Source organism: Geodermatophilus sp. SYSU D00879 (assembly GCF_054050375.1).
In genome coordinates this window covers 313,685-325,740 of record NZ_JBJGZF010000003.1, presented here as the reverse complement: position 1 = coordinate 325,740, position 12,056 = coordinate 313,685, and the positions used below count along the sequence as shown (strand labels likewise).

Here is a 12,056-nt window from a genome sequence, read left to right as displayed (position 1 = left end):
GGGGGGGGGGGGGTGGGGGGGCGCGGGGGGCCCGCGCGCCGCCGCCGGGGGGGCGCCCCCCCCCCCCCCCCCCCCCCCCCGCCCCGGGGCACCGCGCTCACACGCCGGCCGCGCGGGCGGTCGGCCGCAGGTAGACCGCCCAGGTGACCGCGACGCAGACCGCGTAGAAGGCGATGAACACGAGGTAGGCGGCGTCGCCGCTGCCGGTGGTGAGGAACGACTGGCGGAACGCCAGGTTCACCAGCACCCCGCCGAAGGCGCCGACGGCGCCGGCGATGCCGATCAGCGCCCCGGACGTCCGCAGCGCCTGCCGGTCGGCGGCGGCGGGGTCGGCGCCGGCGGCCACCCGCTGCCGCGCCTGGTGGCGGGAGATCGCCGGGATCATCTTGTAGGCCGAGCCGTTGCCGATGCCGCTGAGCACGAACAGCAGCACGAACCCGACGACGAACAGCGGCAGCGACCCCACCTGGCTGGCGCTGAACACGACCGCGGCGCCGACCGCCATCGCGACGAAGGTCCAGAAGGTGATGCGCGCGCCGCCGAAGCGGTCGGCCAGCGAGCCGCCGAGCGGGCGGACCAGGCTGCCGAGCAGCGGGCCCAGCCAGGTCAGCGACGCGGCCGCCAGCGGGGTGGCGAAGTCCGCGCTGAACTGGTTCTGCAGCACCTGCCCGAAGGCGAACCCGAAGCCGATGAACGAGCCGAACGTGCCGACGTAGAGGAAGGACATGACGTAGGTGTGCGGCTCGCGGGCCGCCTCGCGCATCGCCCGCGGCTGGTTGCGCGCCGTCGTCAGGTTGTCCATGAGCAGGGCCGCGCCGACGGCGGCGACGACGATGAGCGGGACGTAGACGAGCAGCACGATCCGCGGGTGCTCGACGCCGGCCGTGGCGAGCACGAGCAGGCCGACGAGCTGGATCACCGGGACGCCGAGGTTGCCGCCGCCGGCGTTGAGGCCCAGCGCCCAGCCCTTGAGCCGGTCGGGGTAGAAGGCGTTGATGTTGGCCATGGAGCTGGCGAAGTTGCCGCCGCCGACGCCGGCGAGGCAGGAGACGACCAGCAGCGTCGTGTAGGAGACGCCGGGCTCGAGGACGACGGCGGTGGCGACGGTCGGGACCAGCAGCAGGGCGGCGCTGACGATCGTCCAGTTGCGGCCGCCGAACGTGGCGACGGCGAAGGTGTAGGGCAGCCGGACGGCGGCGCCGAGCGCGGTCGGCAGCGTGGTGAGCAGGAACTTGCCGGCCGGGTCGATGCCGAACACCGGCTCGGGCAGGAACAGCACCACGACCGACCACAGGCTCCAGATCGAGAAGCCGACGTGCTCGGAGAACACCGAGAAGAACAGGTTGCGCCGGGCGACCCGCCGGCCCGTGGTCTCCCAGAACCGCGGGTCCTCGGGGCGCCAGTCGTCGATCCAGCGCCCGCCGCGCGGCGGGCTCGGCGGCGCGGGGGCGGGGGGTGGCGCGGTGCGCGTGGGGGCGGCCATGGACCGGAAGCGTCGCGGGCCGCGGTTTCCCCGCCGTCGCCGTCGGGCTGACCGTGTGTTCCGTTGTGCTCACCGGCCCTGCCCCGCTGTGGTGAGGGTCCGGCCGCCGGGCCGACACGGGGCGCCCGGCTCGGCCATGATCGACGGCGTGGCGGAGTACACGGAGGCGGCACCGGGACGCGCGCTCGTGGAGTCCGGGGAACTGGTCGCCGGGACGATGGCGCGCACGGCCGCGGGGCTGGTGTTCGACGACGGCTCGGCGAAGGTGCGCCTGGACGGGGGGCTGGCCGCGTGGCTGCGGCGCACCGCGACCGCGGCCGACGCCGACCCGCCCGCGCCGGTGTCCTCCCGCGCGCGCTGCCGCGCCGGCGCCACGCTGGCCTTCGCCGCCGAGCTGTCGGTGACCCGCGCCGCCCAGGGCCGCGCGGTGCGCAGCGACGGCTTCCTCACCCCCGGACCCGGCGACCGCGCGCCCGCCGACGAGCTGGCCGAGGCCGTCGTGCTCGCCGCCCGCGCGGTCACCGAGGAGTGGCGGGTGCGCCACCTCGGCTACCTGCTCGCCGAGGCCGCCGTCTCCCCCGACCTCGACGCCGCCGTCGTGTTCCGCGGGCTGCGGCTGGCCACGGAGCTCACCGGCCGGCAGTGGGTGCTGCTGGCCGCGGTCGGCCGGCGCGAGCGGACTCCGCTGCCGATGACGCCGGTGCCGCAGGACCCGCGCGGCTGGACGGCGTGGGGCGCGCTCGACGACCTCACCGACCTGCAGCGCCGCGGCCTGCTGGACCCGCCGCCCGCGACCCCGCGTCCCGGCGGCGCGGCGCTCCCCCGGCTGCGCCCGGCCGACCTGCGGCTGACCCGCCGCGGCGTGCTCGTGCACCGGCTGCTCGCGCTGGACTTCGTGCGCGACGCGACGGTCGCCGCCGCCCTCGCCGAGCTGGCCTGACCCCGCTCGCGGATCGTGATCGTCCCGTGACCTGCGGCTGTGGGTCCGCCGCCGGTCCCGCCGCGTGGAAGGGGTGACGGCGGACCGCGGGAGGGCACGGGTGGAGCAGCAGGGCGTCGGGGACACGTCCTCCGAGGACACGTCCTTCGAGGGCTTCGTGGCCCGCCGGCAGGCCGGGCTGCTGCGCCTGGCCGTACTGCTGACCGGGGACCGCGGGCACGCCGAGGACCTGGTCCAGACCGCGCTGCTCAAGACCTACCGGCACTGGGACCGGGTCAGCCGCGGCAGCGACCCCACCGCCTACGTCCGCCGGGTCGTCGTCACCACGCACACCAGCTGGCGGCGCCGGCTCGCGAGCACCGAGCAGGTGGTCGGCACGCTGCCCGACCGCGCCGACCCGGCGCAGCCGCGCGAGGACGACGAGGACCTGCGCGCCGCGCTGCGCTCGCTGCCGCCGCGGATGCGCGCCGCCGTCGTCCTGCGCTACTACGCCGACCTCTCGGAGCAGCAGGCCGCCGAGGCGATGGGCTGCTCGGCCAGCGCGGTGAACACCCACACCACCCGGGGGCTGGCCCGCCTGCGCGCGCTGCTGGCGCCGCCGGTCCTCGTGAGCGGGGAGGACTCCTGATGGACGACCTGACCGACCGGCTGACCCGGCTGGCCGAGCGCACCGCTCCCCCGCCCCGGGAGGACCTGGCCCGGGCCGTGGTGACCCGGCACCGGGCCCGGCGCCGGCAGACCATCGGGCTCACCGCGGTGGCCGCGGCGGTGGCGGCCGTGGTGGTCGCCGTGCCGGTGGCGCTGCGGGACCCGGGCGACGAGGCGGTGCCCGCGGTCGGCGTGGCGGCACCCGGCCCGGTCGCCGCCTCCGCCGACGTCCTCACCGGGCCGGCCCGCGGCTCGCTGGCCGGGGACGCCGCGTTCCTCGAGGCCGTCCGGGCGCTGCCGTGGACGGACAGCCCGGGCGACCACGCCCCCGACTCCCCGCCGGTGGCCCGCCGCGTCGTGTACGCCGGGGACGCCGCCGGCCGGCGGTGGGTGCTGGTCGCCGGCGAGGACCCGGCGATGGCCGGGAACCGGCCCGTCGACCCCGCCGACCCCACGGCCGCCGGCACCCTGGCCGCCGTCTGGTTCACCGGCCCGGAGGGCGCGGCCCCGGAGCAGCTGCAGCGGGCCGGGTCGATGTCGGGGCTCGCCGCGGGGCGGCCGGTGGCGCTGTCGGACGCGAGCACCGGCGCCCTGCTCGTGGTCGCCGCGCCGGGGGACGTCGTCGAGGTGTCCCGCCGTCCGGAGGTGGCCGCCGACGGCACGGTGAGCCGCGACTTCGTCCCGGTCGACGCGCCCGACGGCGTCGCGGCGCTGGCGCTGGGCCCGGCGACCGGCTCCTACGACGAGGCGCTGCGTTACCGGGTGGTCCGCGGCGGCGCGACGGTCGTGACCGCGATGCCGCTGGGCTGGCGGCCGGAGGACTCGGCGCCGCCGGGCCCGGCGCTCGCCGCGGCGGGCACGGACCCCGTCCTGGCCGGGGCGGTCGACCACGTCTTCGCCGTCACGGGGCTGCGGCCGGACGAGGTCACCCTCGACGTCGTCTGGTCCGGGAGCCTGCCGGGCGGGGACGGCCCGGGGACGCTGCGGCTGCTCGCCGCGACGTTGCCCTCCGGCGCGGTCTACCTGGAGGCGACGCTCACCGCGAGCGCGGGGACCGGTGCCGCCGCGAGCACCTGGTGCGCCACCGACCTCCTGCCGGCCGGGGCCCCGGTGACCGGGCGCGGGTTCCTGCTGCGGTGCCCGGAGGCCGACGACGCGGTGCTGCTCGGCCCGCCGGGTGCGGCGACCGCGCGGGTGGACGGCGCGGACGTGCCGCTGCGGGACCGGGTCGCCGCCGTGCCGGGCGACGCCGCCGAGGTCCTGTTCCTCGCCGCCGACGGCACGGTCCTGGCCCCGGCCGAGGAGCTCGGCCTGGACGGTCTCGAGCGGCTCGCCGCGACCCACGGCTGGGACTGACGTGACCGCCGAGGCCGCCTCCGTCGTCGCCGCCCGGCAACTGGCCGAGGAGGCGCGGGTGCTCGGGCCGGTGCGCCGCCGGCCGCGGCGGCCGGTGCCGCTGCCCGCCGGGCGGGTCCTGCTCGCGGCGGGGCTGGCGGCCGGGTGCGCGGCCGGGTCCGGCGGCTCCCCGGAGGTCGCCTGCCCGGCGATCGGGTGGGTCAACGCGGTGCGGGTGGAGCTCACCGGCGACTGGCCGGGGCCGGCGCCGGCGTCGGTGCGGGTGGTCTGCGAGCCGTCGTGCGGGCAGGTGGTCCGCCCGGACCGGGAGCCCGAGCCGCGGCGCGCGGTCACCGCGCCGCTGGCCGGGACGACGGCCGGCGTGCCGACGGACGTGGAGACGCCGGACGCCGCGACGGTCACCGTGCTCGCGGCCGACGCCCGTGCGCTCGCCGAGGTCGACGCCGACCTGGACTGGGTGCGGGTCGGCGGCAGCGAGGAGTGCGGCGGGCCCATGGCGGCCACCGTCGTCGTCCCGGCGCCCTGAGCGGTCGGGCCGAGCGGGCGTGTGCGGCGGGCGTCGTCGCCGGCGTCCGGCGGACGTGCCGGGTCAGGTTCGCCTGGTCGTGCACGGACCGCGGAACGCCGTCGACGAGGTCACCAGGGGCGCCCGCACGCACCCCTGGGGGCACCGCCGCCGGGATGGAGGAGTCGCCGCGCGTCCCCGTCACCCCCGGGAACTGCGGGGACGTCCCCGGGCCCTTCTCCACCGGGACGCGGGCGACGCTGGCGGTCGGCGACGAGCTGGTCCCCGGCCGCGGCTCCGACTTCCGGTCAGGCCGGGTGGTGAACCACGTCCACTGCACGGCGCTGGTCGACACCGCCGCCCGGGGAGCGGAGCCGGCGACGGCGCTGGCCGGGGACGCGCACCGGGGACACGTCCACGTCGTGGAGCCGCTGGGCCCCTTCGAGGACGACCCGAACGTCACCGCCGAGCGGTTCCCCGGCGATCCCACGCGGTCCTACCGGACCCGTTCCCCGCTGCGCGTCGTCGGCGAGGTGGAGGACGGGGAGGGGCACGCCCCGGAGGTGGTGGAGGGGATGCTCGCCTCCCCGGCGCGACTGCGCGAGCAGGGCCTCGACGTCATCGAGGACCAGGGCCGTGCACTTCCGCGGAAGTGCCCGGTGCACCTCCGCGGAGGTGCACCGGGTCAGACGTCGACGACGAGCATCCCGTCCACCTCGCGGACCGGGTGGACGCGCACCGGGCCGACGTCGCCGCCGGTCGGGGCGCCGTCGGTCCACCGGAACCCGTACAGGTGCAGCGGGCAGACCAGCACGTCCGGATCGGTCTGCCCGTCGGCGAGCGGGCCGCCGGCGTGCGGGCAGGCGGCCTGGGTGGCGTGCAGCGACCCGTCGCGCAGCCGGAAGACGGCGACCTGCACGTCCCCGGCGACGAACGCCCGCCCCTCCCCCGGCGGCACGTCCCCCGCCCGGCCGACCGTGTACGCCCGGACGCCGGCCGGAGCGGCCGGCCGGGTGTCGACGACGCTCACCGGACCGGCACCTGCGGCAGCGCGACCAGCGGCAGCGCGGGCCGGAACTGCCCCGGCGTGGCCGGCTCGGGGCCGTCCTGCCCCCACGGGTCGGTGTAGGCGTCGACCGAGCGCTGCAGGCCCGCGTCGAGGTCGGCGCAGATCCCGTCGGCGTCGTCGACCACCACCGACCGCACCCGCTCCAGCCCGACCCGCGGCACGAAGTCGTAGGTCCGCTCCAGCCAGTTGGCGTTCTCCCGGTAGTACTGCACGAACCGGCCGACCAGCGTCATCACCGCCTCCGGGGAGTCGACGGTGGCCAGCAGGTCGCCCTTGCGGACCGTGGCCCCGGCGGCGCCGCCGACGTAGACCTCCCAGCGCCCGCTCCCGACCGCGACGACGCCGACGTCCTTGACGTACGCCTCGGCGCAGTTCCGCGGGCAGCCGACGACGGCCATCTTGATCTTCGCGGGGCTCTCGATGCCCTGCAGCCGGGTCTCCAGGTCGATGCCCAGCTGGGTGGAGTCCCCGAGACCGAAGCGGCAGAAGTCGCTGCCCACGCAGGTCTTCACCGTGCGCATGCTCTTGCCGTAGGCGTAACCGGACGGCATGCCGAGGTCGGCCCACATCGCGGGCAGGTCCTCCTTGCGCACGCCGAGCAGGTCGATGCGCTGCCCGCCGGTCACCTTCACCATCGGCACCTCGTACTTCTCGGCGACGTCGGCGATGCGGCGCAGCTGGGCCGGCGTCGTCACCCCGCCCTTCATCTGCGGGACGACGGAGAAGGTGCCGTCGCGCTGGATGTTGGCGTGCACCCGGTCGTTGACGAACTCGGCGTCCTTCTCCCGGACGAACTCGGTGCCCCACACCGTCTTGAGCAGCGAGGTCAGGCCCATCTTGGAGCGGGCGTCCTCCCTGCCGCCGGGCGCGAGCGCCGCGAACACGGCGGAGACGCTGCGCAGGTCCCGCGCGCGGATCGCGGCCACCAGGTCGGGCTTGGCCAGCGGGATGCCCGGCACGTAGTACGAGGCGGCCGGGTCCTCGGCGACGTCGCCGTCGGCGGCCCAGTCCACGACCTGCCGCACCAGCGCCTTGCAGGACCCGCAGCCCTTGCCGGCGCGGGTGCGGTCCATGACCGCGCCGACGCTGCCGCAGCCGTCGGCCACCGCCCCGCAGATCGCGCCCTTGGTCACGCCGTTGCAGTTGCACACCTGGGAGTCGGCGGGCATGTCCGCGACGCCGACCTCCTCCTGCCCGGCGGAGAGGTCGACCAGCAGCCGGATGCGCTCCTCCGGCAGCGCGCTGCCGCGGTCGAACGCCTGGGTGAGGTAGGCGACCTTGCGGGTGTCGCCGAGCAGCGTGGCGCCGACCAGCCGGTCGTCGCGGACCACCACGGACAGGTGCACGCCGCGGCGGGGCTCGGAGATCACGAGGAACTCGTCGGAGTCCCGCTCGGGGGTGCTCACGCCCATCGTGGCGACGTCGACCCCGGCCACCTTGAGCTTGGTCGCCGTCCGGCTGCCGTGGTACTCGGCGTCCGGGTCGGTGCCGGTGAGCACGTCGGCGAGCACCCGCGCGTGCTCCCAGGCGGGGGCGACCAGGCCGTAGACCGAGCCGCGGTGCTGCGCGCACTCGCCGATGGCGTAGACGTCGGGGTCGTCGGTGCGCAGCCGGTCGTCGACGACGATGCCGCGCTCCACCTCCAGGCCGGAGCGGACGGCGACGTCGGTGTGCGGCCGGACGCCGGCGGCGACGACGAGCAGGTCGCAGTCGATCCGCCGCCCGTCCTCGAGCAGCACGCCCTCGACGGCGTCGTCGCCGAGCACCTCGGTGGCCAGCACGTCGAGGTGGACGGTGATGCCGAGCGACGCGACGCTGCGCTCGAGGACGGCGCCGGCCTCCCGGGAGAGCTGGGCGTTCATCAGCCACGGCATCGCGTGCACGAGGTCGACCTCGAGGCCGTGGCCCTGCAGCGCGCGGGCGGCCTCCAGCCCGAGCAGCCCGCCGCCCATGACCACCGCCTTCCGGCAGCGGCCGGTGGCGGCGAGCATCGCGCGGGTCTCGTCGATGGTGCGGAAGCCGTACACGCCGGGCCGCAGGCTGCCGTCGTCGCGCCGGACGCCGGTCATGGGCGGGACGAAGCTGTAGCTGCCGGTGGCCAGCACGAGGTGGTCGTAGGCGGTGGTGGTCCCGTCGGCCGCGTAGACGACCTTGGCGGCGGTGTCGACCCGCTCCACCCGGACGCCGGCGCGCAGCGTGACGCCGTTGTCGGCGTACCAGTCGTGGCTGTTGAGGACGATGTCGTCCTCGGACGTCTCCCCGGCCAGGACCGGGCTGAGCAGGATCCGGTTGTAGTTGCCGTGCGGCTCGTCGCCGAACACGGTGATGCGGAACTGCTCGCCGCCGCCGCGCTCGAGCACCTCCTCGACGAACCGGGCGCCGGCCATGCCGTTTCCGACGACGACCAGCCGCGGACGGGGATCGAGGTCGTCGTCCAGCGCGATCGTGGTCAGCCCCTCGGGGCGGCCGCCGAGCACTCCCGTCATCACACCTCCACCAGACCCAGGTCGACCACGAGCTCGCCGGTGACGCCCTCGGGCGCGGCGGCGTGCAGCTCGACGACGCAGCCGCCGGGCAGGTCCTCGACCACCCGCAGCGGCACGTGCACGTCGCCCCTGGCGCCGATCGGGAACCAGCGCACCGGCTCGCCGTCGCGCAGCAGCAGCACGTAGACCAGCTCCGGGGTGGAGTTGCCGCCGCGGAAGTACAGCGCCTGGGCGGTGGCGCCCGCGGGCACCTGGTAGCGCAGCGCCGGGTCGACCGGGCCGGGCTTGGCCAGCCCCTCCCCGGTCAGCGGGAAGACGCCTTGCAGGAATCTCGGGGTGCTCTTCACGCCGGGGGTCCTCCTCCGGGTCGGGGGCCGTGGTGCGGGCGGGACGGGACGGGTGTGCGGCCGCGGCGCGGGCTGGGTCGCGGCGTCGGGGGCGGGCGGCCGCTCGGCCGGGCCGCCGACGCGGGTGACGGCGACCGCGCAGGCCTTGAAGGCGGGCATCCGGCTGACCGGGTCGAGCGCGGGGTCGGTGAGCGCGTTGGCGCTGGAGCCGCCGCCCCAGTGGAAGGGCACGAAGACGGTGTCCGGGCGGATGGCGTCGGTGACCGCGGCGGTGAACCGGGCGCGGCCGCGGCGGGTGGCCAGCTCGACGACGTCGTCGTGGGCGATCCCCAGCCGGCGGGCGAGGTCGGGGTGCATCTCCGCCCGCGGGACGGGGGCCACCAGCTGCAGGCCGCGCGTCCGGCGGGTCTGGGTGCCCGACTGGTAGTGGGCGAGCACCCGGCCGGTGGTGAGCACGTACGGGTACTCGGCGTCGGGCTGCTCGCGCGCGCCGGTGTGGTGCACCGGCACGAACCGGGCGCGGCCGTCGGGGGTGGCGAACCGCTCGGTGAACAGCCGCGGGGTGCCCGGGTGGCCCGGCTCGCCGTCCGGGGTCGCGGGGCAGGGCCAGAACACGCCCTGCTCGGCGTCGATGCGGTCGTAGGTGATGCCCGAGTAGTCGGCCGCTCCTCCGGCGCTGGCCCGGCCGAGCTCGGCGAAGACGGTCTCCGGGTCGGCCGAGAAGCCGCGCACGCCCAGCCGGTCCGCCAGCTCGGCGAGCAGGGCGAGGTCGTCGCGGACGCCGTCGGGCGGGTCGAGCGCGCGCCGGCGGCGGATCACCCGGCCCTCGAGGTTGGTCATCGTCCCGGACTCCTCGGCCCACATGGCGCTGGGCAGGACGACGTCGGCCAGAGCCGCGGTCTCGGAGAGGAAGAAGTCGCTGACGGCGAGGAAGTCCAGGTCGCCCAGCCGGCTGGCCACCCGGCGGGCGTCGGGGGCGGAGACGGCGACGTTGGAGGCGAGCACGAGCAGGGCGCGCACGCCGCCGTCGGTGCCGAGCGCGTCGAGCAGCTCGAAGGCGCTGCGGCCGGGCACCGGCAGGTCGCCGGGGTCGACGCCCCAGACAGCGGCGACGTGCGCGCGGTCGGCCGGGTCGGCGAGCCTGCGGTAGCCGGGCAGCTGGTCGGCCTTCTGCCCGTGCTCGCGGCCGCCCTGCCCGTTGCCCTGGCCGGTGAGGGTGCCCCAGCCGCTGCCGGGCCGGCCGGGCAGCCCGAGGGCCAGCGCCAGGTTCAGCCACGCGGTCGCGGTGTCGGTGCCCGCGCTGTGCTGCTCGGCGCCGCGCGCGGTGAGCACCATCGCCCGCTCCGCCCGGGCGAGCGCGGTCACGGTGCGCCGCTGCTGCTCCACCGGCACGCCGGTGAGCCGCTCGACGCGGTCGGGCCAGTAGCTGCGCACCGCGGCGCGCACGGCGTCGAAACCGGTGGTGCGCGCGGCCACGTACGCCTCGTCGACCAGCCCCTGGGCGATCGCCACGTGCAGCAGCCCGTTGGCCAGCGCGAGGTCGGTGCCCGGCAGCGGCTGCAGGTGCAGCCCGGCGCTGCGGGCGGTCGCCGTCCGGCGGGGGTCGACGACGACGTGCAGCGCGCCGCGCTCCCGGCCGGCGTCCAGGTGCTGCATCGCCGGCGGCATGGTGTCGGCCGGGTTGCTGCCCACCAGCACCACGACGTCGGCCTCGGCGACGTCGGCCAGCGGGAACGGCAGCCCGCGGTCCAGGCCGAACGCGCGGGTGGCCGCGGCGACCGCCGAGGACATGCAGAAGCGGCCGTTGTAGTCGATGGCGCTGGTGCGCAGCGCGACCCGGGCGAACTTGCCGAACTGGTAGGCCTGCTCGTTGGTCAGCGACCCGCCGCCGAAGCAGCCGACGGCGTCGCGGCCGTACCGGGCCTGGGTGTGCCCGATCGCGGCGACGACGCGGTCGAGCGCCTCGTCCCAGGTGGACTCGACCAGCGGGCTGGTGCGGTCGCCGGGCACCGCACGGACCAGCGGGCGGGTCAGCCGCTCGGGGTGGTCGAGCAACTCGGCCGCCGACCAGCCCTTGCTGCACAGCCCGCCCCGGTTGGTCGGGAAGTCGAGGGGTACGAGCGTCGCAGGACGGTCGCCGGCGGTGACCGCCGTGCCGCACTGCAGCGAGCAGTAGGGACAGTGCGTCGCGGTGGTCCGCGTGCGGGGACCGGCCGGTGCGGCGGCGCCGGACGGGAGGGCTGCGGACACGGCTCCGAGCGTCGGGTGCGGCGGTTTCCCCGCGGCCACGACGACGTCAAGGCTGCGTTCCGGAGACCTCACGGGCGGGCACGGGGTCCGGTGCGGCGACGGTGGTATGCAGGGCCCGACGAGGAACCGGGAGGCAGACGTGGCGCGGACCGACGACACCATCCCGATGCACCGTCCCGACCCCGACTCGCCGGAGGCCCGTGGCGGCGCAGCGGCCGTCCTCCCCGCCGGCCCCCCCGGCACCGGGCGGGCCCCCCTCGACCGCCGCCGCATCCTGGGCGCGGCCGTCGAGTTCATCGACCGACACGGTCTGGCCGCCCTCACGATGCGGCGGCTCGGCGCCTTCCTCGGGGTGGAGGCCATGGCGCTCTACCGGTACGTGCCCGGACGCGAGCAGCTGCTCGACGGCGTCGTCGAGACCGTCATCGACGAGCTGTACGGCGATCCCGACGTGCACATGCGCGCCGCCGGCGGGTGGCAGGACTTCCTGCAGCGGCTGGCCCACGGCGTCCGGCGGATCGCCCTCGCGCACCCCGAGGTCTTCCCCCTGGTGGCCACCCGGCCACCGGAGGCCCCCTGGGTCCGCCCGCCGCTGCGCAGCCTGCGCTGGGTCGAGTCCTTCCTCACCGCGATGACCGACAGCGGCTTCGGCGCCGAGGCGGCGGTCGCCGCGTACCGGGCCTACTCGAGCTTCCTGCTCGGACACCTGCTGCTCGAGGTGTCGCAGAAGGGCGTGCAGATCAGCCCCGAGGACGCACCGGGGGGCGTCCCCGGCACCGGGACCGACCTCTCGCAGTACCCGCTCGTCACCGAACTGGAGGAGCTGCTGTCGCGGGACGAGTCGGCCGCCGAGTTCGAGGAGGCCCTCGAGAACCTGCTCAGCCGCCTGGAGTCCCTCCGGCGGGAGGGGCGCGTCCCCGGGGAGTGAACTGGAGGGGTTTACGTCGTAAACCACGGGGCACCCCCGGAGTG

General features: G+C 76.9%; 9 protein-coding genes and 1 pseudogene. 6 read left to right on the top strand and 4 right to left on the bottom strand.

The features are described 5' to 3' along the window. Positions 1-97: 97 nt before the first annotated feature. On the bottom strand, positions 98-1,483 hold the full coding sequence (locus ACI79B_RS07205) for a nitrate/nitrite transporter (protein ID WP_456930248.1): 1,386 nt from the start codon (positions 1,481-1,483) through the stop codon (positions 98-100). A gap of 148 nt (positions 1,484-1,631) precedes the next feature. On the opposite strand from ACI79B_RS07205, the gene ACI79B_RS07200 reads away from it, so the two are divergent. The 5 genes and pseudogenes from ACI79B_RS07200 to arr all read left to right on the top strand — a co-directional run. Beyond that, positions 1,632-2,423, top strand: a complete 792-nt coding sequence (locus ACI79B_RS07200) for a hypothetical protein (RefSeq protein WP_456930249.1) — start codon at positions 1,632-1,634, stop codon at positions 2,421-2,423. Between the two features lie 100 nt (positions 2,424-2,523). Next, entirely contained in the window at positions 2,524-3,051 is a 528-nt protein-coding gene (locus ACI79B_RS07195; RefSeq protein WP_456930250.1) for a SigE family RNA polymerase sigma factor, read from the top strand. Next, entirely contained in the window at positions 3,051-4,427 is a 1,377-nt protein-coding gene (locus ACI79B_RS07190; RefSeq protein WP_456930251.1) for a hypothetical protein, read from the top strand. The genes ACI79B_RS07195 and ACI79B_RS07190 overlap by 1 nt, the downstream gene beginning before the upstream one ends. 1 nt (position 4,428) lies before the next feature. Beyond that, entirely contained in the window at positions 4,429-4,953 is a 525-nt protein-coding gene (locus tag ACI79B_RS07185) for a hypothetical protein (protein WP_456930252.1), read from the top strand. Between the two features lie 155 nt (positions 4,954-5,108). Beyond that, positions 5,109-5,561: pseudogene (arr, locus tag ACI79B_RS07180) on the top strand (NAD(+)--rifampin ADP-ribosyltransferase); the annotation flags it as partial. A 56-nt stretch (positions 5,562-5,617) separates the two neighbouring features. Here the strand turns inward: arr and ACI79B_RS07175 are convergent. Genes ACI79B_RS07175 through ACI79B_RS07165 form a run of 3 tightly spaced genes read right to left on the bottom strand, consistent with a single transcriptional unit; the run spans position 5,618 to position 11,084 of the window. Then, complete coding sequence (locus ACI79B_RS07175; RefSeq protein ID WP_456930253.1) at positions 5,618-5,962, bottom strand: Rieske (2Fe-2S) protein; 345 nt, start codon at positions 5,960-5,962, stop codon at positions 5,618-5,620. Continuing rightward, on the bottom strand, positions 5,959-8,487 hold the full coding sequence (gene nirB / locus ACI79B_RS07170) for a nitrite reductase large subunit NirB (RefSeq protein ID WP_456930254.1): 2,529 nt from the start codon (positions 8,485-8,487) through the stop codon (positions 5,959-5,961). Before nirB ends, ACI79B_RS07175 begins: the two co-directional genes overlap by 4 nt. Continuing rightward, entirely contained in the window at positions 8,487-11,084 is a 2,598-nt protein-coding gene (locus ACI79B_RS07165) for a molybdopterin oxidoreductase family protein (protein WP_456930255.1), read from the bottom strand. The genes nirB and ACI79B_RS07165 overlap by 1 nt, the downstream gene beginning before the upstream one ends. A gap of 139 nt (positions 11,085-11,223) precedes the next feature. Between ACI79B_RS07165 and ACI79B_RS07160 the strand changes: the two genes are divergently transcribed. Beyond that, positions 11,224-12,012, top strand: a complete 789-nt coding sequence (locus ACI79B_RS07160) for a TetR/AcrR family transcriptional regulator C-terminal domain-containing protein (protein WP_456930256.1) — start codon at positions 11,224-11,226, stop codon at positions 12,010-12,012. Positions 12,013-12,056: the final 44 nt, after the last annotated feature.